22 protein-coding genes are annotated in these 22,750 nt (G+C 71.8%); 10 read left to right on the forward strand and 12 right to left on the reverse strand.

Annotated features, from left to right (window positions below; genetic code table 11):
- Positions 1 to 16: 16 nt before the first annotated feature.
- Together OHA34_RS13100 and OHA34_RS13105 are read left to right on the forward strand one after the other, a co-directional pair.
- Positions 17 to 484, forward strand: coding sequence for an NUDIX hydrolase (locus tag OHA34_RS13100; RefSeq protein ID WP_329521730.1), 468 nt, complete (start codon positions 17 to 19; stop codon positions 482 to 484).
- A gap of 476 nt (positions 485 to 960) precedes the next feature.
- Positions 961 to 1,320 (forward strand): hypothetical protein, encoded by a 360-nt coding sequence (locus OHA34_RS13105; RefSeq protein ID WP_329521731.1) that lies wholly within the window; start codon positions 961 to 963, stop codon positions 1,318 to 1,320.
- A gap of 367 nt (positions 1,321 to 1,687) precedes the next feature.
- On the opposite strand, the gene OHA34_RS13110 is transcribed toward OHA34_RS13105, so the two are convergent.
- From OHA34_RS13110 to OHA34_RS13130, 5 genes are all read right to left on the reverse strand, one after another.
- On the reverse strand, positions 1,688 to 2,134 hold the full coding sequence (locus tag OHA34_RS13110; protein WP_329521732.1) for a tyrosine-type recombinase/integrase: 447 nt from the start codon (positions 2,132 to 2,134) through the stop codon (positions 1,688 to 1,690).
- Positions 2,135 to 2,469: 335 nt separating this feature from the next.
- Entirely contained in the window at positions 2,470 to 3,198 is a 729-nt protein-coding gene (locus OHA34_RS13115) for a histidine phosphatase family protein (protein ID WP_329521733.1), read from the reverse strand.
- A gap of 675 nt (positions 3,199 to 3,873) precedes the next feature.
- Positions 3,874 to 4,131, reverse strand: coding sequence for a hypothetical protein (locus tag OHA34_RS13120; protein WP_329521734.1), 258 nt, complete (start codon positions 4,129 to 4,131; stop codon positions 3,874 to 3,876).
- The gene (locus tag OHA34_RS13125) at positions 4,128 to 4,427 is read right to left on the reverse strand and encodes a DUF6247 family protein (protein WP_329521735.1); all 300 of its coding nucleotides are present in this window, start codon (positions 4,425 to 4,427) and stop codon (positions 4,128 to 4,130) included. The genes OHA34_RS13120 and OHA34_RS13125 overlap by 4 nt, the downstream gene beginning before the upstream one ends.
- A 346-nt stretch (positions 4,428 to 4,773) precedes the next feature.
- Positions 4,774 to 5,301, reverse strand: coding sequence for a GNAT family N-acetyltransferase (locus tag OHA34_RS13130; protein ID WP_329521736.1), 528 nt, complete (start codon positions 5,299 to 5,301; stop codon positions 4,774 to 4,776).
- Positions 5,302 to 5,481: 180 nt separating this feature from the next.
- Between OHA34_RS13130 and OHA34_RS13135 the strand changes: the two genes are divergently transcribed.
- Together OHA34_RS13135 and OHA34_RS13140 are read left to right on the forward strand one after the other, a co-directional pair.
- Positions 5,482 to 6,174: a hypothetical protein gene (locus OHA34_RS13135; protein WP_329521737.1), complete on the forward strand. Its 693-nt coding sequence runs from the start codon at positions 5,482 to 5,484 to the stop codon at positions 6,172 to 6,174.
- A 118-nt stretch (positions 6,175 to 6,292) separates the two neighbouring features.
- Positions 6,293 to 7,567, forward strand: a complete 1,275-nt coding sequence (locus OHA34_RS13140; RefSeq protein WP_285944218.1) for a serine hydrolase domain-containing protein — start codon at positions 6,293 to 6,295, stop codon at positions 7,565 to 7,567.
- A gap of 92 nt (positions 7,568 to 7,659) precedes the next feature.
- Here OHA34_RS13140 and OHA34_RS13145 read toward each other — a convergent pair whose 3' ends face one another.
- A complete protein-coding gene (locus tag OHA34_RS13145) occupies positions 7,660 to 8,619 on the reverse strand; it encodes a ParB N-terminal domain-containing protein (RefSeq protein ID WP_329521738.1) in 960 nt (319 codons plus the stop codon).
- A 693-nt stretch (positions 8,620 to 9,312) separates the two neighbouring features.
- On the opposite strand from OHA34_RS13145, the gene OHA34_RS13150 reads away from it, so the two are divergent.
- Positions 9,313 to 10,077, forward strand: a complete 765-nt coding sequence (locus OHA34_RS13150) for a heavy metal-responsive transcriptional regulator (protein WP_285944216.1) — start codon at positions 9,313 to 9,315, stop codon at positions 10,075 to 10,077.
- Between the two features lie 17 nt (positions 10,078 to 10,094).
- Here OHA34_RS13150 and hemF read toward each other — a convergent pair whose 3' ends face one another.
- A complete protein-coding gene (gene hemF / locus OHA34_RS13155) occupies positions 10,095 to 11,024 on the reverse strand; it encodes an oxygen-dependent coproporphyrinogen oxidase (RefSeq protein WP_285944215.1) in 930 nt (309 codons plus the stop codon).
- Positions 11,021 to 12,163, reverse strand: a complete 1,143-nt coding sequence (gene hemE / locus OHA34_RS13160; protein ID WP_329521739.1) for a uroporphyrinogen decarboxylase — start codon at positions 12,161 to 12,163, stop codon at positions 11,021 to 11,023. The genes hemF and hemE overlap by 4 nt, the downstream gene beginning before the upstream one ends.
- 185 nt (positions 12,164 to 12,348) lie before the next feature.
- Between hemE and hemA the strand changes: the two genes are divergently transcribed.
- Genes hemA through OHA34_RS13185 form a run of 5 tightly spaced genes read left to right on the forward strand, consistent with a single transcriptional unit; the run spans position 12,349 to position 18,799 of the window.
- The gene (hemA, locus tag OHA34_RS13165; RefSeq protein WP_329521740.1) at positions 12,349 to 13,608 is read left to right on the forward strand and encodes a glutamyl-tRNA reductase; all 1,260 of its coding nucleotides are present in this window, start codon (positions 12,349 to 12,351) and stop codon (positions 13,606 to 13,608) included.
- 13 nt (positions 13,609 to 13,621) lie between these two features.
- Positions 13,622 to 14,695, forward strand: coding sequence for a hydroxymethylbilane synthase (hemC, locus tag OHA34_RS13170; protein ID WP_329521741.1), 1,074 nt, complete (start codon positions 13,622 to 13,624; stop codon positions 14,693 to 14,695).
- The gene (gene hemB, locus OHA34_RS13175; protein WP_285944211.1) at positions 14,692 to 15,696 is read left to right on the forward strand and encodes a porphobilinogen synthase; all 1,005 of its coding nucleotides are present in this window, start codon (positions 14,692 to 14,694) and stop codon (positions 15,694 to 15,696) included. Before hemC ends, hemB begins: the two co-directional genes overlap by 4 nt.
- On the forward strand, positions 15,693 to 17,159 hold the full coding sequence (gene hemG / locus OHA34_RS13180; protein WP_329521742.1) for a protoporphyrinogen oxidase: 1,467 nt from the start codon (positions 15,693 to 15,695) through the stop codon (positions 17,157 to 17,159). Before hemB ends, hemG begins: the two co-directional genes overlap by 4 nt.
- Positions 17,156 to 18,799, forward strand: coding sequence for an MFS transporter (locus OHA34_RS13185; protein WP_329521743.1), 1,644 nt, complete (start codon positions 17,156 to 17,158; stop codon positions 18,797 to 18,799). The genes hemG and OHA34_RS13185 overlap by 4 nt, the downstream gene beginning before the upstream one ends.
- Before the next feature lie 60 nt (positions 18,800 to 18,859).
- On the opposite strand, the gene OHA34_RS13190 is transcribed toward OHA34_RS13185, so the two are convergent.
- From OHA34_RS13190 to OHA34_RS13205, 4 genes are all read right to left on the reverse strand, one after another.
- Positions 18,860 to 19,498, reverse strand: coding sequence for a hypothetical protein (locus tag OHA34_RS13190; RefSeq protein ID WP_285944208.1), 639 nt, complete (start codon positions 19,496 to 19,498; stop codon positions 18,860 to 18,862).
- A 13-nt stretch (positions 19,499 to 19,511) separates the two neighbouring features.
- Positions 19,512 to 20,006, reverse strand: coding sequence for a hypothetical protein (locus OHA34_RS13195; RefSeq protein ID WP_285944207.1), 495 nt, complete (start codon positions 20,004 to 20,006; stop codon positions 19,512 to 19,514).
- Between the two features lie 90 nt (positions 20,007 to 20,096).
- Positions 20,097 to 21,278, reverse strand: coding sequence for an IS701 family transposase (locus OHA34_RS13200; RefSeq protein ID WP_329521744.1), 1,182 nt, complete (start codon positions 21,276 to 21,278; stop codon positions 20,097 to 20,099).
- A 316-nt stretch (positions 21,279 to 21,594) separates the two neighbouring features.
- Entirely contained in the window at positions 21,595 to 22,272 is a 678-nt protein-coding gene (locus tag OHA34_RS13205; protein ID WP_329521745.1) for a response regulator transcription factor, read from the reverse strand.
- Positions 22,273 to 22,750 lie beyond the last annotated feature (478 nt).

The following is a 22,750-nucleotide window of genomic DNA, read 5'->3' on the forward strand; positions in this document are numbered from 1 at the left end:
TCCTACAGTCGTTCCTGTGACTAAAGACCCAGCAGAGAGCTTCGCTCGCCCGCGCACAGCCGCCGGAGTGCTGTTCTTCGACGACGAGGGCCGCGTCCTCCTGGTCGTGCCGTCCTACAAGGACTACCGGGACATCCCGGGTGGCTACATCGAGCGCGGAGAGACGCCGAAGGAGGCTGCCAGCCGCGAGGTCGAGGAGGAACTCGGCATCACACCGCCCATCGGTCGGCTACTGGTCACCGACTGGGCACCGAATCAGACCGAAGGCGACAAGCTGCTGCTCATCTTCGATGGTGGAGTGCTCGCGGCGGAGTACCTCGACAAGATCCAACTCGACCCCCAGGAGATCACTGCTCACGAGTTCCACGAGGTTGAGAAAATCAGTGAACTGACGATCGCCCGGCTCGCCCGCCGGATCGTCCATGGTCACGCGGCCCGTGCCGACGGCTCGACCCGCTACCTCGAACACGGTCAACTCGTCTAGCCCACCAGCAACCGCCAACCGTTGCCGAATTTAGCTGTTGAGATCAAGCGGCGGCGCTTCGCGCCTCCGTACCGCCCGTCCGGCTCTGCCGGGCCGGGCGTGCGGCGTGGGCGCCGGTCCCAGCCCGGCAGTCCGGCCGTGCGCGCGAAAGCCGCCGGCCCCGCCCAGTCGCCCGGCTGCCTGGCGGGCACGGGGTACGCGCCGCCGCCCGTTCGGCCACAGCGTCAGACCGGTTGGACGTGTGCGACTCGGGGGCACGCTGCCCCCGAACCCCCTGCGAGCCGGAGTACTCATTCGCGCGAATCGGTCCGTCACACCATCTCACCGTTCGCGCGAACGAGCACTCCGGACCGTGGTCGCCACCGGCGGCCCTGTTATGGTCATGGCGGCTGACTTCGGGGAAGTGACCCATGCCGCGCCGATCTCCGGCGGAAGTACGCGCAAGGCTCCCCCGCCGGTCTCGCGGATCCCGCTTCATGATCCCTGGATTGTCCTCAGCAGCGCACGGCCAGTTGCACAGTTTCGAGCATGCCCTTGGCCTGCCCCTCGGCGAGGTCGGTGGAGCATACGTGCGCTATCGAAGATCCGCCTTCCGGGTCACATGTCACGACAGAAACAGTTGGACCCCCGAACCTGACTACGACTGGCGGCAGGACCTCGACAATGCTCGCACCATGCTCGAACTTGCCATGCGCGCTCTCAGCCCGAAGGCGCGTCGACAGTTCCAGGCAATGATCGATCCCCTCGATGCCGCATATGAATCTTGGACGCTCAACAACCCGTTCGCGCCGCCCGAACTGCCCTGGTGGCTCCGCCGTATCGGCAGCCTGGAGTAGAGATCCAGAACATACACGGAACAGCAAGCACCGCCTGCCCCGAGGATCTGTGTTCCTGTGCAGCTCACCAGCGGGAGCGACCATGGCTGGGGCAGCGCCCTCCGGAGTCGCGTGCGTTCATCTGGGCGTGCCCTGATCGTGCCCGTTGGGACGTCGCCAAGGGGGGATCACGGTCGCTCACGGATCATGGTGCTGTCTCACTGACCTGGAGACGGGCAGGTTGCAAGATCGCGGACCGATATCTCCAAACTGGCTACGCGGGTTCGATTCCCGTCGTCCGCTCCCACTCCAGAGGCCCAGGTCGACCGACGTTCGGCGACCTGGGCCTTTGATCTTCATCGGGGCTGTTCTTCGTCTTCGTGCCAGATCAGGCAGGGATGAGCGCTCCTGACGGCCCATCCGGGTCGTCCGCCGGTGGCACGATGAGCCGTCCCTCGATCATCAGGTTGAGTGCATCGGCGATCTTCTTGTCACGCTCGCTTGTGGTGTGCTGGTAGATCAGCGCCGCGCGGGGTGTCGAGTGACCGAGCCTGGTCATCAGCTCCTTGAGCGTCGCTCCGGTCTGTGCGGCGAGCGTGCCGCCGGTGTGCCTGAGGTCGTGCAGGTGCAGCTCAGGGTTAGCGCCGGCGTCCCGCACGGCGCGTTTCCAGATCCGATTGAAGTTGCTTCGTCGGGGCCTACCGCTCTTCGGGCCAGCAGGAGGACGAGCAACCGGTATCGGGGCTGGGTCTTCACGGCGATCGCGAACACTTCGGCGAACGTCGCGGTAGGCCGTTCCGGCGTGCGGAGACGGAAGCGGTTCGGCGCCTGCCACCCGATACCGCGTACTGGCTCAGAACATCACCGCTGGTCTCGACTCGCTTCCAGCAGATCAACAGAATGCAAAGTGGACGCATGAATATCGCGATGCACTCACCAAGGCGCAGAACGGCGCTTGAGCGCAGACCGGGGTGACAGTATCCATGTCTGCGTATCCCCCATGTCCCTCGTGTCCCCCGGCCGCCTCTGACCCGGGAAAACCTGAGGGACAGGGAGGGGGACACCGGAGCTGGGCTGTCCCCTCAACAGGCGGAGAGAAAGCTGGAACAGTGGGGATGTCCCTATGGGATTCGTCAAGCGCTGATCTGGAAGCGCTGGTGCTGGTGATCGTCAGGCGTTGCTCTCTGTCCGGTCGTCGCTGCGGGCGGGTTCGGGCAGGCTGATGCCGGCGTTGTGTTCGACGAGCCGCCAGCCTTTGCAGCCCTCTTCGAGGACGGACCAGCAGCCGTTGGAGAGCCCGACGGAGCGGCTGATTACCGCTCGCCCGAGACGAAGCCAACCTGGTCTTCTCGATGATCTCCAAACGATACGAAGAAGGCTCCATCCTGCTGACCAGCTACGAGGCCGAATGGAACCCGCTCTTTGGCTCCAGAGTTCCTCCGGGAAGCCAAGCCAGTGCAGCATCCCGATGCGTATGGCGGCACCATGCGACACGACGACGAGGAGGCCGCCGTCGGGGATGCGTTCCAAGGCGCGTTCGAGAGCGGCGCTGAACCGTTTCGCGACCTGTTCGCCGGTTTCGCCGCCGGGGGGTTGCCAGCTGGCATGTTCGTCGGGGTAGCGAATGCGGATCTCGTGGTTGGTGAGTCCTTCCCAGGCGCCGCCGCTGCGTTCGATGAGGTCAGAATCGCAAGTGACGGTGAGGCCGGTGGCGTCGGCGAGCGCTTGGGCGGTGGTCGCGGCGCGTTGCATCGGGGAGGAGATGATCTCGGTGGGGCGTAGGGCAGCGAGTAGTCGGGCGGCGCGTGCGGCCTGTTCGATGCCGACGGAGTCCAGCGGAATGTCGGTTGTGCCTTGGAATCGGCCTTCGACGTTCCATTCCGTCTGTCCGTGCCGCATCAGGACGATCTTGCGCGAGCGACCTCCCGCCGTCACTGGCCCTCCCCGGCGTGCACTCAGCGCTCAAGCCCTACCTCACTCGGAGGCTCGTGTTCGATCTGGTCACAGAGCTGGCGTCGGCTGCTAGCAGCCACGTTACGGCGAGACGATGACTTTGTCACAGAAGCTGCTTGTCCCTATGAGCGGTCCGCGGACGCCACCCAGGCCCGGTGACGACAACCCGGATCATGCGAGCAACAGAGGGCTTGAGCGGGCAGGGTGACCTGACTCCCTGCCGACCCGGCGGGGACGAGAAAAGGGTAACGGGCGGCATCACCCCCTATGCTCCAGCCCTCTCCCTTACCAACTGGCACGTGCCAGATACGTGCCAGTTCGGTCGGTAACCCGCCGGGACTCACGGGGAATGACGGCAACAGGGTCGCGTCTGAGCAGGTCAACGAACGTCCAGGTAACCACGCGGAGATGCACCTCGGGCACGCCTGAGCGTCATCCTGGTTCACCTACGAACCTTCGTGATCACGGCCTGCCCGTCCCTGGTGGAGATTCAGCACGGGGAAGGACCTGACGCCCTCAACACGGACGGCCCGGCTCTCCGACGGAGAACCAGACCTTCAACCGGGGAGTCGCAGGGACCGGACACCACGCGACATCCGACCCGCGGACAGGTCCAAGGCGTTAGCCGACCCAGAGGATGTCGATGATGCGGACGGTCTCCGTCTTGTCGTCGACAAGGAGGGTCAACATGCCTTGGGTGTTCTCGCCGAAGAAGGCGTGGCGTACGGCAGCCTGATCCGGCCGTTCTGGCACGGCGTCCCACGGGGCTTCCAGGAACTGGAGGAGACGTTCGAGAAGCGGGCCGTTGCGGACCTCTTCAGGGAGCCCGTTCAGCTCGTACAGCGCACGCCCGTGGAAGCCATCGAAACGGTACGTCACACCCGGCCTTCCCAGCCCGGCGGCATGTAGCGGACGAAGGTGTCTTCACGGCTCTGTAGGGCGTCCTGGACCGCTTCCTCATACCCGGAACGTGCGTAGGCGATCGCACGTAGCCGCCACTGCCGCAGCAAGGTCTGAACCTGCTTGAACCGCACCAGATCATGGGCGGCGTCCAGCGCCTGGTCGTACTCGGCCCGGAACTGGTCTCGGTGCGACCGCGGAAGCGCATCGAAGATCGCAGCCGGATCCTCGCCAGGATCATGCGGCGTGGTCGGCTCCTCCGGCTGGGCGGTCATGGCTCCAATCTACCCGTATGCAGCGCGGGACGATGGCATACGACGGGCTCAGGCGACGGGCGCCGCCCACAAGATCATTTGCCACCGGGATCGAGCGAGCCTGAGTGGTATCCCGGTTCATCTGCGAACCTTCGTGATCATGGTCTGGTCGTCCCTTGCAAAGATCGACCGGGGACGGATCTTGCGCCCTCAAGACCGAAGGCCCGGAACCCAAGCAGAGAACCGGACCTTCGCTCGACGGACGCCCCGCAAGCCCACCTCGATGCCGAGGAGCCGGCGGAGGTCAACCGTCACAACGCGGTAGCTGGGCCCGGACACCGTCAGCGGAGACAGCGCGGGAGGGGCGTCATGGGGGATCGATGCGCAGGTCCCGGATGTACCGGTCGAGCCGTGTCCCGTCCTCACCGTGGGCGTGCTTGCCGGGGATGAATCCCGCCCTCCGGGCTACTGCGACCGATGCGGCGTTCTCGGGCTCTACCTGGATGACCATCTGCTTCCCGCCCTGGTCCGCCGCGTATCGGGAGACCAGGAGGACCGCGCGGGTGGCCAGGCCGCGCCCTCTCCAGGACGGGTAGAGGCCGTAGGCCACGTTCACCTGGCCGGGAGCCAGGCCCTCTGCCGCGAAGCGCAGGTCGATCGTCCCCGCGAGCGCCCCGTCGGCGCCCACCCGGATACCGAAGGTGCGGAGTGGCCCGGCCGTGTCCCACTGCTCCCGGCAGTGCCGGATGTAGGCTTCGACGCCCTCGCGTGTGCCGGGTCCACCGTTGAGCCAGCGGACCATCGGCTCGTCCTCCCCCGCGAGGTGCGCCTCCGCATCGTCCAGGCGCAGCGGGGACAGGGTGACGATCCCGTCGGACAGCTTCACTTCACGCATCCGGCGATTCTGGACGCCGAAACGGCGTCGCACCACCGTGCTCGATGACCACCACCGTCCCCTGACCCGGGAGTTTCGTGAATCGGCTGCCGGACGGGGCTCGGGCAGGGAGGCTGTGAATACGCGCTGTCCCTGCTTGGTTACGGCGATTCGCCGAGAACGGGGTGAACGATGGCCAGAATGATCGAGGACGGGGTCGTGGAGGACTCCCTCCGGCTCGGCCCGCACCGCCACGCGATCGAGCGCGCGGCCCTCGAGAGCAGGGTGTACCTGTACACCCCGTCGGTGCTCGACGCCGCCGCGGCGACCCTGTCCGCCGTCCGGGGCGTTCTGGACGAGCACCACATCGCCGACACCTTCCAGTTCCAGGCCTACGGCGACGCCTTCGCCGCCCGGGTGCTGGGCGCGTGTGAGCAGCGGTTCACCGCGGAATGGCAGGACCTGGAAGGGGACGTGGACCCGGTCGCGCTGCTCGACGTCGCGGTGACCGCGGCCGGCGAGCACCTCGGCCGGCGCCTGGAGCCCGTACAGGGCCCGGCCCTGGCCCCCGAAGGCCGGGCGGTGTTCGGGTACGTGGTGCTGGCACGTCACGACGAGTCGCCGGACTGGGGGCCCGGCGGGGACGCCCCGCTGGTGCTGTCGCTCGGCCGGCCGGACATGCACATGCTGGCGGTCGCCTACAGTTCGGGCGCCGGCTGGGACGGGCCCTACGACCCCGGTCCCTGGCGCTGGTACCTCGGCCACGAGGTGCCCCGTGACGTCTGCATCACCGAGACGACGGTGATCGCGCCCGCTCCGGCTCCCGCGGTCGCCGCCGAGGTCGGGGCCATCACCGCCCGGGTGCTGACCGGGGACCTGCCGCTTCCACGCTGATCCGCCGCGGAGGTGACCTTCGACCTTGGCGTTACCGCCCACTGAAGATCACGGTGCATTAGGGTGCAGAATCGTGCATTCCAGGCATCCGATCTATGGGGGGACCACTGTGCGGCCAGTGAGCAGGCGGGACTTCGGGAAGGTGGCCGGGCTGGCAGGGGCCGGTGTGGCGGCACCCGCGCTGCTCGCCGGCTGCTCGTCCGGAACGCCGGAGAAGGTCCGGGCGGCCGGGGCGGTCGCCGCCACGCGCACCTGGAAGGTGACGGGCAAGGCGCTGGCGGGCCTGTCCGGTTTCGACGCGACGGTCAAGAGCTTCATGCAGGCGCGCAACGTCCCCTGCGGGCAGCTCGCGGTCGTCCGCAAGGGCAAGCTGGTGCTGTCGCGCGGCTACACCTGGAGCGACCAGGCGAGCCTCGCCGCCCAGCCGACCTCCCTGTTCCGCGTCGCCAGCCTCTCCAAGCCGGTCACCGCGACGGCCGTGCTCCGGCTCGTCCAGGACGGCAAGCTCAAGCTCACCGACCGGGCCGCGACGCTGCTCGGGCTGTCGACCACCGCCGACACCCGGCTGAAGGACGTCACCGTCCTGCGGCTCCTCCAGCACCTCGGCGGCTGGGACCGCGCCCTCTCGCCCGACGTCATGTTCCAGGACGCCGCGATCGCCAAGGCGCTCGGCATCCCGCTGCCGGTCAAGCGGGCGAACATCATGGCGTACGCGTCGGGGCGCAGGCTCGACCACGCGCCCGGAACGGCGTACGCCTACTCGAACTACGGCTACCTGCTGCTCGGCCGGATCATCGAGAAGGTGACCGGGCAGAGCTACGCGACCTACGTCCAGCAGAAGGTCCTGGCGCCGCGCGGCATCACGCGGATGCGCCTCGGCCACACGCTGACGAAGGCGGCCGGCGAGGTCCCCTACTACTCGGGTTACACGGGCGCGACCGTCTTCGACAACTCCGGCACGAAGGTCGCCTACCCGTACGGCGCGTTCAACCTTGAGAACATGGACGCCCACGGCGGATGGCTCGGCACGGCGATGGACCTGACCCGCTTCGCCGGGATCTACGACGGCGGGACGACCGTCCTGAACGCCGCCTCGATCAAGCAGGCGTTCGCGAAGCCGGCGACCGGGATCAACGCCGACGGCTACTACTACGGCTGCGGCTGGCAGGTCCGCCCGGTCACGGGCGGGACCAACACCTGGCACGACGGGAGCCTCGCGGGGACGAGCACCCTGCTCGTCCGCCGGTACGACGGGCTGACCTGGGCGGTCCTGTTCGACCAGCGCCAGGAGGGCAGCGCCCCGAGCGACGGCGCCATCGACGGCGCCCTCCACACGGCCGCGAACGCCGTGAAGACCTGGCCCACCGGTGACCTGACCTCGACGTACTTCTAGCGTGCGGCGGGCCTCGCCCTGCGGGCGCGGGTGAACCGGTCGTCGAGACCGCGCGGGAACGGCAGCCTCCGGTGCCGTTCCCGCCAGGGCCCTCAGCCGACGCTTTCGCTCTTCGCCATCTGGGACGACTGGAGTTCCCGCAATTCCGCCGCGAACGATTGCAGTATCTCCGCGTAGGCGCGACTCAGCTCCGCCGTCAGGGTCAGCCGGTGCGGAGGCAGCCCCTTCTTGATCGTCTCTTCGTGCCGGACGACGTCCTGACACGCGTCGAACATGCGCAGCAGCGTCCGTCCCGCATCGGTGAAGCGGAGCGACGGATCCCGGCGGAGCCGTTCGAAGGTGGCGGTGAGCTCCGAGAGCGCATCGGTCGACGGCGGCTTCGGCGCGGGGCCGCCGGCCTCGAGGCGGGCGCCCGGTACCGGGCTCTTCGCCTTCGCGGCGCATCGCGCGGGAATGGGGTCTTCGCCGCGGCGGATGCGGGCGCGGACGTCCGCGGCGGTGGCGGGAGAGATCCCCGCCGCGCGGGCGATCTGGCGGAGCGAGGCGTGCGGATCGCTCGCGAGCAGTGTCGCGGCGCGCTCCCTGCCGGCCGCGCGGTCGACCGGGCGGGACCTGCCGTCCCGGCCGATCCTGACGGCGGGCTGCGGGACGTGGGCGGCCACCCGCCGGCGCAGGGCCGCGACCTTCTTGCCCGACAGCCCCACCACGATCGCGACCATCCGGTCCGACCATTCTGGGTGGAGGTCGAAAATGCGCTCGGCCGCCGTCATCCGGTCCTCCTGCGAAAGCGGATGACCATGCTGGATGTTGGCCGTGACCGAGAGCAGGAACCCATCCGTCTCGGTACCGTGAAAGAGACGTGCCTCGATGTCCTCCGCGCCGCGCAGTATCGCGGCTCGGAGCCGGTGCATGCCGTCGATGACCCGCCGGCTGGGAATATGCACCACGATCGGGGGCAGCGCCGCATCCGATTCCGCGAGTGCGCGCACGTGCTGCGCGTCCTCGCCGTCCAGGCGGGGTGATGCCGACGTCGCGAGCGAATCGATGGGCACCCGTACCACCGACGAACGCTCTATGGTCTCCTGCTGGAGCGAAAGATGCCTGACGAGCGCATTTTCACTCGAGAGTGAGTCATGTGCGGTTCTGTCCAATGTTGACCCAGCCTCCAACGGAATCGTTGAACCACCACAAAGGGAGATCACTCACCGTTCACTGTGCCAAGGCGCGCCCGCGCCTCGGCCAACCCAGTGCAGGGGAAATAGGGTCACCGAATGACAGCGCTCGGTTACTCTGTTTCGAGTAGCCGCAGATGCGGCCGGCCGCATCACGGGCATCACCGGCGTCCGCTCTCACGCCGGCGTCTTTCCTCCTCTTTCTCGGAAGTCTCCCGATGCGGCCTCACCGGAGGCTACCTCGAGGGTCCTTACCGATGGCTAACCGGCGGAACGCGAGCCGTTAGCCGCGTGCGGCGCGGCGACCGTCCGGCCCGCGAAGCCGGGCGCTTCGAGGCGACGGCTATGTCGGCGGAGGCCGTGCTGGATGCTCCGCGTCAGCGGGACATCGCCATCCGCGGCCTACTCGGGATCGGACGGGGAGCGGTCATACGGGGCGTGCGGTCGGACAGTAGTCCACCGATTCCGGCCTCGCAACGGTGTTCAAGTGCGGCGGACGAGCGCCTCGGGCGCCCGTCGGGGCCGGATGCCGTCTTGACCTTCGAGTCGGGTCGAAGGCTTACCGTCAGGGGCATGAGCACCTACCGGATCTCGCAGCTGGCCGAACGCTGCGGTGTTCCCGCCACCACGCTGCGTTTCTACGAGGACGCCGGGCTGCTGCCCGCCGGCCGGACCTCGTCGGGCTACCGCGTGTACGGGGAGGACGCCGTCGAGCGCCTGGGCTTCATCTCCTCGGCCAAGCTCCTGGGCCTGGCCCTGGAGGAGATCCGTGAACTGCTAGGGGTCCGGGAGGAGGGGGTGTGCGCGGCGGTGCGGGAGCGGATGGTGCCGCTGGTGGCGGGCCGGATCGCCGACAGCGAGGCCCGGATCGCCGAGCTGAGGGTGTTCTCCGCGCATCTGGCCGCGGTGCACGCCGATCTGTCGGGTCCGGCGCCGGAGGGCGGGTGCGGGCCGGACTGCGGCTGCACCACCGTCCCGGCGGCTGTCGGGCCGGTGACGCCGTCGCGCACCCGGTGGGCACCGGCCGCCGAAACGTGGCGGGACGCGCCGGTGGCCTGCGCCTTGGGCGGCCCCGAGCTGGAAGGCCGCATCCAGGAGTGGCGGCAGTTGGTGGACAAGGCCGAGGGGCGCGAGGAGATCCCAGGCGGTCTGCGGTTGACGTTCCCCGCCACCGCGGAGCTGACCGGGCGGCTCGCCTCGCTGGCGGCGGCGGAGCAGGGCTGCTGCCCGTTCTTCGACTTCACCCTGCACCTGACCCCCGCCGCGGTGGAGCTGACCGTGCGCGCACCCGAAGCCGCGGGCCCACTGCTGGCCGACCTGTTCGCAGTGGGCGCATGAGCCACACCGCCGGCCGGTCAGGCGCTCTGGGGTAGCGGGGGCGCCTCCCGCGCGGCCCAGTCGTGCGGCTGGAGGAAGCGCGCCACGTCGCTCTCCGGGCTGCCCGGTTCGGGGGTGATGTCGAAGCCCCATCGGGCCAGCGGCGGCATCGACATCAGGACGGCCTCGATGTTGGCCTTGGTCTGTAGGCCGAACAGGGTGCCGCGGTCGTAGACGAGGTTGAACTCCGCGTACCGGCCCCGGCGGGCGAGCTGCCAGTTCCGTTCGCGCTCGCCGTAGGGCATCGCGGAGCGGCGGGCGACGATGGGTGGGTAGGCGTCGGTGATCGTCCTCAGCCCGTCCTCGACGAACGACGCGTACGCCGGGGGCGGTTCGGGCGCGCCGTCGGTGACGCGGTCGAAGAAGACGCCGCCGATCCCGCGCATCTCGCCGCGGTGCTCGATGTGGAAGTACTCGTCGCAGGCGGCCTTCCAGTCCTGGTAGCGGGCGATCTCGTGGCGGGCGCACCATGCGCGGATCGTGCGGTGGAAATGGACGGCGTCCGCGTCGAATCCGTACACCGGAGTGAGGTCCATTCCGCCGCCGAACCACCATTCGCCGCCGTCGATCTCGAAGTAGCGGAAATTGGCGTGGAACGACGGCGCATAGGGGTTCAGCGGATGCAGGACCAGGGAGATGCCCGTCGCGCGGAAGGGCTTGCCGGCCAGGTGGGGGCGGGCGCGGCTCACGGCGGACGGGACCTTCGGGCCCGCCACCAGGGAGACGTTCACCCCGGCGCGTTCGAAGACGCGGCCTCCCTCCAGGATCCGGGCCCGGCCGCCGCCGAGGCCCTCGCGCGTCCACCGCGCCACTTGGAAGCGCGCCTGCCCGTCCTGTTCCTCGAAGGCGGCGACCAGGCGGTCCTGGTGGCCGCGCAGCATCGCGTTGATGGCTTCGGCGCGGCTCATCGCTCGCCTTCCTCACGGGGGAACTCGTGGACCAGGTCGACGAGGCGGGCCACGTTGTCCGGGGGCGTCCCCGGCAGGGCGCCGTGGCCGAGGTTGAAGACGTGGGCGCCGCCGAGCCCGTCCCGCATGACCTGGCGCGCGGCCGTCAGCATCGTGCCCGGGCCGGCGAGCAGGAGGGTCGGGTCCAGGTTGCCCTGGAGCGCCTTGCCCGGAAGCGCGGCGCGGCACGTCCCGAGGGGCTGCCGCCAGTCCACGCTGATGACCTCGGCGGGAAGCGCGGCGATCTGCGGGTACAGGTGCGGGGCGCCGACCGCGAGGTAGATCCGGGGCACCCCCGTGTCGGCGAGCGCGTCGAGCACCCGCCGCGCGTAGGGCAGGCCGAACGCGGCGTAGCCGGCGCGGCTGTGGACGCCCGCCCAGCTGTCGAAGAGCTGGACGGCCTCGGCGCCCGCCTCGATCTGCGCGTGCAGGTAGCCGGCGGTGACCTCGGCGATCTTGTCCAGCAGCGCGTGGGCCGGACCCGGTTCGCGGTGCAGCCACGCCCGGAAGCCCGCGTAGTCGGCCGACCCGGCGCCCTGGACCGCGTAGCCCGCGACGGTCAGCGGCGAGCCGGCGAACCCGATCACCGGGACGTCGGTCCCCGCGCGGGCCAGCCCGATCGCCTCGGCGGTGAAGGGCGCGATCTCGTCCCCCGCCGGGATCCTGAGGCGGGCGACGTCGCCGGCCGTCCGCACCGGCGTGCGGATGACGGGGCCGGGGGCGAACTCGACGTCCACTCCCATGGGGGGCAGCGGCGTCATGATGTCGCTGAAGACGATCGCGGCGTCGAGCGGGAAGCGCCGCAGCGGTTGCAGCGTCACCTCGGCCGCGATCTCGGGGGTGCGGCACATCTCCCAGAACGAGTACCGCTCCTTCAGCGCCCGGTATTCGGGCAGGTAGCGGCCGGCCTGCCGCATCAGCCAGATCGGCGCCCGCGGTGTGGACGCGCCGCGCGCCGCCTCCAGGAACAGGCTCGCGCGGGGCCGCGCGGCGGTTCCCGCCGTGTGGAGCCGTGCCGCGGTTCCGGTCAGGCCGGGCGCCGTGGATCCGCCGGCGGTTTCTTCGGTCGCGGTCACCCGGTCCTCCAGGGACTCCGGCATCGGAATGGAATGCCCGCACGACGCTAACAAGCGAAGGCGGGCGATTCCACAGGCGGTTCGCATTACCGCACTTAATCGCGTCTAGTACGGCACGCGAAGGCGACTAACGCAGTTACCTGGACGCCATTCGCACGGGCTGCCTACGCTCAGCCATAAAATACGCACCTGGTGAGGCTGATCTTTCCGTGCTGCATATACACAACGTGGGGATCGACCACAAGACCGCGCCGATCGAGCTGCTCGAACGGCTCGCCGTCCCGCCCGGACGGCTGCCCGCGGCCGTCGGCCGGCTCGCGGGACACGACGCCGTCGCGGAGGCGATGCTGCTGGCGACGTGCAACCGGCTGGAGGCGTTCGTCGCCACCGAACGGCACAGCGAGGCGACGTGCCATGTGGTGGAGACCTTCGCCGGGCTCGGCGGCGTCCCGGACCACGACGTCTGGGGGGCGGTGTCGATCCGCCGCGAGACCGGGGCCGTCGCGCACCTGTTCCGCGTCGCGTGCGGGCTCGACTCCATGGCCGTGGGCGAGGAGCAGATCGTCGCCCAGCTCCGGTCCGCGCTGCGCGCCGCGCAGGAGGCCGGAGCCGCCGGACCCGCCCTCACGGCGCTGGCCGAGTGCGCGCTCAGGACGAGCAAGCGCGCGCGCACCGAGACGCGCGTGGGCCAGACCGGGATCTCCCTGGTCCACGCCGCGCTGGACGTCGCCGACGGCGTCCTCGGCGGCCTGGCCGGGCGCACCGCGCTGCTCATCGGCACCGGGACGGTCGGCTCGCTCGCCGCCCGGCTGCTCCGGCAGAGGCGGGCGGGCGAGATCGTGGTGACGAGCAGGACGCCCGCCAACGCGGTCCGGATCGCCGAGGAGGTGGGCGGCACGGCGGTCGCCTCCGGTGGCTGGGCCGCCGTCCTCGAACGCTGCGACCTCGTGGTGTCCTCCACCGGGGCGCGGGGCCGGGTGCTCGACGCCGGACGGATGCGGGCGGCGCGCGAGAAGGCCGGGCATGCCCCGCTCGTCGCGCTGGACCTCGCGATGCCCCGCGACATCGACCCCCGCTGCGCCGAGGTGGACGGCGTGCGCCTGGTCCACCTCGAGGAGCTGGGGCGCCTGGCGGCCCGCCGGGGGCGGCCCGACGACGTCGGGCGGGCCGAGGACATCGTGGCCGAGCAGGCCGCCGCGTTCCTGGCCCGGCGGATCGAGACCACCGTCAAGCCGCTCATCGTCGCGCTGCGGTCCCGGGCCCGCGAGGCAGCGGACCAGGAGCTGACGCGCCTCGCCCGCCGGCTGCCCGGCCTGGCCGAACGCGAACGCGCCGAGACGATCGCGGCCGTCGACCGGATCGTCGGCAGGCTCCTGCACACCCCCACCGTGCGGGCCAAGGAACTCGCCGCCGCGCCCGACGGCCGCCTCTACCTGGAGGCGCTCTCCCGCCTGTTCGACCTGATGTGAGCGAGGTGAACACATGACCGCCGACGGCCACCGGCCCCGCGGCGCCCGGCCGCTGCTGCTGGGCACGCGCAAGAGCAAGCTGGCGGTCGCCCAGGCGGCCTGGGCCGCCGGGCGGATCACGGCGGCGACCGGCCGGGCCGTGCGGCTCGTCCCGCTGTCCACCGAGGGGGACGAGAGCAGCGCCCCGATCGAGCGGTTCGGTTCGACGGGCGTGTTCGTCACGGCGCTGCGCAGGGCACTGCTGGCGGGGAGGGTCGATTTCGTCGTGCACTCCTACAAGGACCTGCCGACCGCGCCCGAGGCGGGGCTTCGCCTCGCGGCCGTCCCGCTCCGCGAGGACCCGCGCGACGCGCTGGCCGGTCCGGCGGGGCTGCCCGCCTCGCTCGGCGCGCTCAGGCCGGGCGCGAGGGTCGGGACGGGCTCGCCGCGCCGCGCCGCCCAGATCCGCGCGCACGCGCCGCACGTGTCGGTCGTCCCCCTGCGCGGCAACGTCGACGGGCGGCTGGCGAGGGCGGCGAGCGGGGAGCTGGACGCGGTCGTCCTCGCCATGGCCGGGCTGTCCCGCCTCGGTCGCCTCCGGGACGTCGCCGCGCCGCTGCCGACGGACGTCGTGCTGCCCGCGCCGGGGCAGGGGGCGCTGGCCATCGAGTGCCGGGCGGGCGACGGCGCGACGGCCGCCCTGCTCGCCGCCGCCGACGATCCGCCGTCGCATCTGGCGGTGGCGGCCGAACGCGCCTTCCTCAGCGCCCTGAACGCCGGCTGCACCTCCCCCGTCGGCGCGCTCGCCGAACACGTCCGCGACGGCGGGTCGCTGCGGCTGGACGGGCTCATCGCCGCCCCCGACGGCTCCACGATCCTGCGCCGTGGCGTGACCGGTCCGGCTGAGACGGCGGCCGGGGCGGCGGCCCTCGGGGCCCGGCTCGCCCGCGCGCTCCTGGCCGACGGCGGCGGCGACCTCCTCGACGTCCAGCGCGGTGAGGCCGCCGATCCCCGTTCCCGTCCGACCGGGCCCGCGCGCACCGCGTACCGCTCTCAGCCGCTCAACCGCGGCCGACACCCACGACGTCCCGCCGGAGGACCCGTATGAGCAGCTCGATCCAGCCATCCCCCACCAGGCCGGGCCCGGTCGTGCGCCCGAGGCGGCTGCGCCGCACGGCGCCGCTTCGGCGGATCGTCGCCGAGACCCGGGTGTCGCCCGCCGACCTCGTCCTGCCGATGTTCGTCCGGGAGGGGATCACCGAGCCCGTCCCGGTGGCGTCGATGCCGGGCGTCCTCCAGCACACCCGCGACTCGCTGCGCAAGGCCGCGCGCGCGGCCGTCGAGGCGGGGGTCGGCGGCCTCATGCTGTTCGCGGTGCCGAGGGACAAGGACCCGCTCGGGCTCGCCGCGACCGACCCGGGCGGCATCCTCAGCGCCGCCGTCGCCGACCTGGTCGCCGAGGTCGGCGACGCGACGGTGGTGATGGCCGACCTGTGCCTGGACGAGTTCACCGACCACGGGCACTGCGGCGTCCTCGGCGACGACGGCACCGTCGACAACGACGCGACGCTGGACCGCTACGCGCGGATGGCCGTCGTCCTGGCGGGCGCCGGCGCCCACGTCGTCGGCCCCAGCGGGATGATGGACGGCCAGGTCGCCGCGGTCCGCGCCGCGCTCGACGCGGCCGGGCACACCGGCGTCGCCGTCCTCGCCTACGCGGCCAAGTACGCCTCGGGCTTCTACGGGCCGTTCCGCGACGCGGTCGGCTCCTCGCTCACCGGCGACCGCCGGACGTACCAGATGGACCCGGCCAACGGCGGCGAGGCGCTGCGCGAGGTCGGCCTGGACGTCACCGAGGGCGCCGACATCGTCATGGTCAAGCCCGCAATGTCCTACCTCGACATCGTCCGCCGGACGGCCGAGGCCGTCGACGTCCCCGTCGCCGCCTACCAGGTGTCCGGCGAGTACGCCATGGTCGAGGCCGCCGCGGCGCGCGGCTGGATCGAGCGCGAGCGCGTCATCGCCGAGACGCTCACCTCCGTCCGCCGAGCGGGCGCCTCGATCGTCCTCACCTACTGGGCCGCCGAGGCCGCCGGAGGGCTGCTGTGACACACGCCGCAACGACGGACGCAACGCAGGGCGGGGACCACGACGTCGTCGTCATCGGCGGCGGAGTCACCGGGCTGACCACCGCCCACCAGATCGCCAGGCTGGCCCCGGGCGGTTCGGTCGTCGTCCTGGAGGGGGCGGAGCGGGTCGGCGGGATCGTCGGCTCGCGGCACGAGCAGGGCTTCACCGTCGACACGGGCCCGCACGGCTTCGTGGTGTACGGGCCGGGCGGCGTCGGCGACCTCGCCCGCGAGCTGGACCTCGGCGGGGAGCTCATGCTCGCCACCGGTGAGGCCGAGAGGCTCCTCCTGCTCCGGAACGACGAAGACCTGCTGCCGTTTCCGACGACGCCCGCCGAGTTCCTGCGCAGCCCCCTGCTGTCGGCGCGCGGGAAGCTGCGGATCGCCCTGGAGCCGTTCATCTCCAAGGACCTGCGGGAGGAGCCCGTCTACGAGTTCACCGCGCGGCGCTTCGGCTGGGAGCTCGCCCGGACGCTGGCCGTCCCGGCGGTGCTGGGCGTCACCGGCGGCGACTCCCGGCGGCTGAGCATCGACGCCAAGTTCCCCTACGTCCGCTATCTGGAGGACAGGTACGGCAGCGTCCTGCTCGGCGCCCTCCGCGTGCAGTTGCGCGGCTCCCAGACGGGCCGCTTCTACGTTCCCCGGCTGCCGAGGTTCGGGGAGTTCGGGATGCGGCTGCACACCTTCCGGGGCCACGGGATGCAGCGCCTGATCGACGCGCTGGAGAAGGCGCTCGCCGGTCAGGTCCGGCTAGGCAGCCGGGCCGTGCGGCTGGAACGCGCGGGCCTCGCCCGGACCGGCGACGAGCAGGCGGGACGCAGGTGGCGCATCGTCCTGGCCGACGGCGCCACGCTGGCCGCCGACCAGGTCGTGCTGGCGCTGCCGGCCTACGCGGCGGCGGAGCTGCTGGCGCCGCACCTGCCCGACGCCGCGGCGGCGCTGGAGGCGATCCCCCATCCCGACGTGCGGGTCATCGCCCTCGCCTACCGGCGCGCGGACGTGAAGAGACCGCCCGAGGGCATCGGCTTCCTGACGATCCCGACCGACCGGACGCGGATCCTCGCCAGCATCCACACCTCGGCCATCTTCCCCGAGCAGGCGCCCGCGGACAGGATCCTCATCCGCACCCTCGCCGGGGGCATGCAGGACCCGGCGTTCTCCTCGTTCTCGCGCGAGGAGGCCGTCCGGAGCGTCCACCAGGACCTGGTGCACATCTTCGGGATCCGCGGCGAGCCGGTGTTCGCCTTCGACCACCTGTGGCGGCGGGCCATCCCGGAGTACCCGGTAGGGCACCGCGGCCGGATCGACGGCGTGCTCGCCCAGGTGGCGGGGCTCGGCGGCCTGCACCTGGCGGGCAACACCTACCACGGCGTGGGCGTCAACGACTGCGTCCGCGACGCCCGGAGGGCCGCCGCCGACGTGGCCTCGCGGCTGCGCGGTTGAGCGGGCGCGACCGGGCCCGCCGCCGGCTGTGCCTGGCCACGCTCAGCGTGGGCGTCTCGCTGATCATGGTGGACGGCACGATCGTCAACGTCGCGCTGCCCACGATCATCGGCGACCTCGGGATCACCGCCACCGACGCCGAGTGGGCCAACGCCGGGTACACCCTGGTCTTCGCCGCCCTGCTGCTCCCGGCCGGGCGGCTCGGCGACGTGCTGGGGCACCGCCGCCTCTTCGCGCTCGGCGTGGTGGCGTTCGTGGTCGCGAGCGCGCTCGCCGGGCAGGCCCGCGGCGGCCCGAGCCTGCTGCTCGGCCGCGCCCTCCAGGGCGCCGGGGCGGCGATGATCCTCCCGGCCACCCTGGCCGTCATCAACACCGCGTTCCGTGGCCGCGACCGCGCGATGGCGTTCGGCGTCTGGGGATCGGTGATCGGCGGGACGGTGGCGATCGGCCCCGTGCTCGGCGGGTGGCTCACCTCGGCGCAGTCCTGGCGGTGGATCTTCGTGATCAACGTGCCGTTCGGGGCCGCGGTCCTGGCCGGCATCGCCCTGTGGGTGCCGGAGAGCCGCGATCCGCGGGCGGTGCTGCGCACCGGCGTCGTCGGCACGCTCGCGGCGAGCGCCGGCTTCGCCGCGCTGGTCTTCGCGCTGATCGAGGGCCAGCGGTACGGCTGGTGGACGCCGACCCGCCCGTTCCGCGCGGGGCCGTGGGACTGGCCGTCGTCCGCCGTGTCGCCGATCCCGGCCGCCCTCGGGCTCGGCGCGCTCTGCCTCGGCGTCTTCGCCGCGGCGACGGGGCGGCGGCGGCGACGCGGCAGGCCGGTGCTGCTGGACGTGACGCTGTTCGCCGTCCCGAGCTTCCGCATCGGGAGCATCGCGATCGCCATCGTCGGCCTCGCCGAGTTCGGCCTGGTGTTCGTCCTGCCGCTGTACCTCCAGGCCGCGCTGGGCGCGAGCGCGCTGCGGGCGGGGCTGGTCATCCTCGCGCTCGCGGTCGGCGCGCTGCTGGCGGGGCCGTCCGCCGGGCCCCTCGCCCAGCGGCACGGCGCCCGCACGGTCGTGCTGGCCGGGCTGCTGCTGGAGACGGCCGGGATCGCGGCGGCCGGGGCCGTGATGGCGCCCGCCTCCAGCCCGTGGCGGCTCGTCGGACCGCTGCTGGTCTACGGCGCCGGCGTCGGGCTGGCCAGCGCGCAGCTCTCGAACGTCGTGCTCGCCGACATCCCGGTGGAGCGCTCCGGGCAGGCGTCCGGGGCCCAGAGCACCACCCGGTTGCTGGGATCGGCGCTCGGCATCGCGGTGCTCGGGACCGTGCTGGTCACCACGCTCGGCGCGGGCCTCGACCGGCGCCTCGACACGCTGGACGACATGCCGCCGCGGACCCGGGACGCCGTCTCGGAGGCCGTGCGCGGCAGCCTCGGCGCGGGGATCCCGAGGCTCCTGGACCGGCCGGACACGGCCCCGGCCGCCGCCGAGGCCCGCGAGGCCCTGACCGAGGCGACCCGCAGGGTCGCCTTCCTGACCGCCGCGCTCATGCTCGCCGGCGTCGGCCTGGGGTGGCGGCTCCCCCGCGACGCGGGCGCCCGGCCCGGTGTCGGGCGCCCGCCCCGTCCCGAGGCGCCTGCGGAGAAGGGCCGACCGCTCTGACGGACCGGCGGCTCACGTCCCCCCGGGCCACTCCCGTTCCGGCGCCGCGCGGGAGGACGCCTACCCGGCGCCGCCGGGGGCGTGCCCCGCGTCCGGCGGCGTCCGGTACCACTCGTGCACGGCGGCGATGTCGGCGACCTCGCCCCTCATCACCTCGCCGGGACGCTCCTCCTCGCCCACCGCCAGGACGAACCGCGCGGGGACCGCACCGGAGATCTCCATGGTGTAGGTGCCCTGCTCGGCCGGCAGGCGGCCGACGGCGTAGCTGATGTAGGACGTGTCGGTGTACGGCTCGTCGAACGTCTCGCTCCGGTCGGCGGTGAACACCCGCCGTCCGCCCGACGGCGTCAGCAGCGTGAGGGACGGCAGCTCCGCCGGCGCGATCCCGGTCTCCGGCGGCAGCTTCGGGATCAGCATCTCGACGTACAGGATGTCGTCCTTCTCCAGCTCGGCCCGCACGGTGCGCGTCTCGCCCGGCCGGTCGATCACGCCGTAGAACGCGAACGACACCTTCCCGTCGGGCAGGGCCGGCGCGGTCAGCGCGTTGCTGTTGAGACGGGTGAGCACCACCGGGATGTGCGCCGCGAGCACCCCGGCGCGGAGGTCGCCCGCGGCGGCCAGCAGAGCGCCGAGCCCCGCGACGGCGGCCTGCGCGCGCCAGCCGAGCCTCCGGTGGACGGTCGTCGGATCGAATTTCATGGTCACCTCCAGGTCAGGCCGTGGCGTCCTGTCGCCCCGGCGTCGTGGCACGGCTGTAGCGGAAGACGCAGACCCGCTTGCCCTCGGCCCGGTGGGCGAGGGCGCGGACGTCGAGTTCCGGGAAGGCGCGCCGGGTCGCCTCCAGTTCCAGGCCGCACAGCAGCGGCTCGGCCCGTCCGGCGCCGGCGCCGGCGCCGAGGGCGTCCGCCGCGGTCAGGCAGGTGCAGGTGAAGGCGATCTCCAGCGCGGCGTCCTCGCCGGGGCGCGAGTCGTCCACGATCTCGTGGACGAGCCCGGCCGCCTCCAGCCAGGGCAGGGCGCGCGCCATCCCGCGCGCGAGGCGGTCCTCCTTGAGCGCCGGTCCGAGCCGCGCGGCCTGCTTCTCGGGAAGGCCCTCCAGCATCACCTCGCGGGCGCGCTCGGGCCCGAGCTCCTCGCGCAGGCCGCGGTAGCGGCGGAGCCGCTCCGCCAGGCCGCGCCGCAGGTCCTCGTCGGTGATCTCACGCATGGCGGGTTCCTCCGGGAGTCGGCAGGGCTCGATGATCCGTGCGGGTGCGGTGCGGGTACGTGCGCGGGTGCGGGTGTGGGGGCGAGGTCGTCAGGGAGGGGCGCCGCCGTCCGCCAGAGTGATGCCGGCGTGGGCGAGAAGGGCCAGCGTGATGTAGCGGTACCACGCCTTCCAGAGCCGGACCTCGTAGTGGTCGAGCCCCACTTCCCGGCGCGCCGAGGCGGCGCACCGGGGAGCGAGCTCGGCTTGCCGGGCGACCTCGGCCAGCTCGCGCAGCGGCGTGGACGGCGGCGCCGCGCACACGTACAGGCGCCTCTTCCTGGTGTCGCGGCGGATGAGCAGCCATTGCACGAGGCCGCCGTCGTCCGCTCCCTTCAGGAGGATCCGGGCGGAATGGCAGGCGCTGTCGCGCCGGACCGGATCGTCGCGGTCGGTGGTGCGCAGCCAGTCGTGCGCCGGGATGGACGCGATCGCCTCCTCCGGCACGCCCCACAGGACGCGGCCCCCGGTCGAGCGCAGGGGCCGCGGGTCCGCTCGGAGCCCCAGAACGTGCGGGATCCCGCGCTCGCGCAGGCGCCGGCGCAGCTCGACGTCGTGCCCGAAGGGGGTCTCGGCGGCGACCCAGGCCGCGGGCGTGCGGGCCTCCACCGCGCGCCGGACCATCTCCCAGCCGAGCCGTCCCGGGCTGCGGAACCGCACGTCCGCGGGCACCCGTGCCCGGACCCGGCGGGCGGGGTCGTGCGCCCACTCCGGAGGGAGGTACAGCTCCCGGTCGATGATGGCCTGCGCGCGCGGCGCCGCGTAGGTGAGGAAGACGGCCACCTGGCAGTTCTCCGTGCCGCCCGCCGACGGGGAGAACTGGGGCTGGACCCCGACGGAGCGGTCGCCCTTCTTGGCGAAGCCCTCCCCGTTCAGCACCAGCACGGCGCGCGGGTCACCGAAATGCTCCACGATGACGTCGCGCAGGTCGTCCCTCAGCTCGTCGGCGTTCCACCGCGCCGTGGTCAGGAGCCGCTGCATCCCGTCGGGCCGGGCCTCGCCCGCGCCGTCGGCGAGCCGCCTGCCGTTCCGGCGCGCGGCCGACAGGGCCATGCCGCGCAGGAAGGCGAACGCACGGTCGCGCGGCTCGGCGCGGGCGAATCGGGGCCCGATCATCCGGTGCAGGCGCCTGAGCACCAGCTCGGTCCGTTCGGCGGCGAGCGGCGATCCCCCCGCGGAGCCGGCGGCGGAGAAGCCCCCCGCCTCTTCCCCGTAGATCTGCGTGCGCATCATTTCGGCCATTCATTGGTGCGGCTTTTCCAATTTCAAGACACCCCGATCAGTGTCACTGTAATCTGGCCGTCGGCCGCCTGTCTTCAACGGGATGTTGGTCTTTGGGAAGGGCGCACCGCAGCCCATGGAATGGATCTTGAACGTGGACGGGAGAAATAATCCCGATCTCATCAACAATGAACGGACGCGGGCCGTCGATTCGTCCACCAATGTGCATGGAAAGACCCGCGACAGGCGTCCCTCTACCAGAGTGCGGCATGGTCGCTTTTGCGACAAGGTCGCAAAAGCAAATAATGTGCGAAGTTTTCCCGACCGGTCAGGCCCCGCGCGCCGACTCCTCCACCATGAGGCCCTGCCGGTAGGCGAAGGCGACCACCTGCGTCCGCCCCGACATTCCCAGCTTGGCGGTGACGTGATGCATATGGGAGCGCACGGTCGCCGTCGAAACGTGGAGTTCGGCGGCCACCTCGGCGTCCGACAGGCCGCGGGACACCAGTTCCAGAACGCGCCGCTCGCGCCCGCTGAGCGCCGCCACGACCGAGGCGCGGACCCCGCTCGCGACCGGGACCCGCGCCGCCCAGTCGAGCAGGTGCCCGGTCATCGTGGCGGTCAGCACCGCCCCGCCGGCCGCCACGGCCCGGACGGTGCGGACCAGCTCCGACGGGGGGCTCTCCTTGCCGGCCACGCCCCTGACCCCGGCCCGGAGGGCGTCGAGCAGCGAGCCCTCGTACTTCGGCGCCGCCATCACCACCACGCCCGGGACGGGGGGCCGGCCCGCCTCCAGGACCCGCCTGACCAGTTCCAGCACGTCCAGGTCCGACAGCGGCAGGCCGATGAGGACGACGTCGGGGCCGTGCTCGCGCACCAGGGAGACCAGGTGCCGGGCGCTGCGGGTCTCCCCGGCGATCTCGATGTCGCGCTCGGGCTCGAAGACGGCCCGCACGCCGAGCAGGGTGAGGGTCTGCCGATCGTGGACGATCACCCGCACCGGCATGCGTCCCCCCGCCGGAAAAGCTGATCCGCATTCCCCCGAACCACCATGACACCCCCAGGAACATCCGCTGGAACGTGCTCCGCCCGAACACCCCCGACTCGGCACGTCCGCCCATTCGACGGGCGACGGCATCTCCATCGGATATCACCGAACGTGACCGGCTGGGGGTCGTCCCAGGATAAGGCCATCGAGAACAAAAACGTTCAGCCGTACGGCCGCACCGCGCAGGCCAAGAACAATCTTCCATAATCGACCTAAGACTTCACCTGGCACCGTGATCACGGCCCTTGCCATCACGACGGCGCACTGCTGCGGGACGGTCCGGGCGATTATCGATGTACCGCGGTGAATTCACCGGGCCGGGCACGCCCTCACCGATCCCGGCGCCGTCAATGGCCGTGAAGGCGTCAATGGTATTACGGTTCCGGGCACCTGGACCTGCCATCGCGGGTCCGGCGCGGTCAGCCCATGCTCCCGG

Source organism: Spirillospora sp. NBC_01491 (genome assembly GCF_036227065.1).
GTDB lineage: Bacteria > Actinomycetota > Actinomycetes > Streptosporangiales > Streptosporangiaceae > Spirillospora > Spirillospora xylanilytica.

Excerpts from the sequence above, each read along its gene's own strand:
- hemB (WP_285944211.1), top strand. The coding sequence starts at position 14,692 with ATGAGCAGCTCGATCCAGCCATCCCCCACCAGGCCGGGCCCGGTCGTG.
- OHA34_RS13200 (WP_329521744.1), bottom strand. The coding sequence starts at position 21,278 with ATGATGCGCACGCAGATCTACGGGGAAGAGGCGGGGGGCTTCTCCGCC.
- OHA34_RS13115 (WP_329521733.1), bottom strand. The coding sequence starts at position 3,198 with ATGCGGCACGGACAGACGGAATGGAACGTCGAAGGCCGATTCCAAGGC.
- OHA34_RS13135 (WP_329521737.1), top strand. The coding sequence starts at position 5,482 with ATGATCGAGGACGGGGTCGTGGAGGACTCCCTCCGGCTCGGCCCGCAC.
- OHA34_RS13105 (WP_329521731.1), top strand. The coding sequence starts at position 961 with ATGATCCCTGGATTGTCCTCAGCAGCGCACGGCCAGTTGCACAGTTTC.
- hemE (WP_329521739.1), bottom strand. The coding sequence starts at position 12,163 with ATGCCGGAGTCCCTGGAGGACCGGGTGACCGCGACCGAAGAAACCGCC.
- OHA34_RS13150 (WP_285944216.1), top strand. The coding sequence starts at position 9,313 with ATGAGCACCTACCGGATCTCGCAGCTGGCCGAACGCTGCGGTGTTCCC.
- OHA34_RS13130 (WP_329521736.1), bottom strand. The coding sequence starts at position 5,301 with ATGCGTGAAGTGAAGCTGTCCGACGGGATCGTCACCCTGTCCCCGCTG.
- OHA34_RS13125 (WP_329521735.1), bottom strand. The coding sequence starts at position 4,427 with ATGACCGCCCAGCCGGAGGAGCCGACCACGCCGCATGATCCTGGCGAG.
- OHA34_RS13195 (WP_285944207.1), bottom strand. The coding sequence starts at position 20,006 with ATGCGTGAGATCACCGACGAGGACCTGCGGCGCGGCCTGGCGGAGCGG.
- OHA34_RS13190 (WP_285944208.1), bottom strand. The coding sequence starts at position 19,498 with ATGAAATTCGATCCGACGACCGTCCACCGGAGGCTCGGCTGGCGCGCG.
- OHA34_RS13205 (WP_329521745.1), bottom strand. The coding sequence starts at position 22,272 with ATGCCGGTGCGGGTGATCGTCCACGATCGGCAGACCCTCACCCTGCTC.
- hemF (WP_285944215.1), bottom strand. The coding sequence starts at position 11,024 with ATGAGCCGCGCCGAAGCCATCAACGCGATGCTGCGCGGCCACCAGGAC.
- hemC (WP_329521741.1), top strand. The coding sequence starts at position 13,622 with ATGACCGCCGACGGCCACCGGCCCCGCGGCGCCCGGCCGCTGCTGCTG.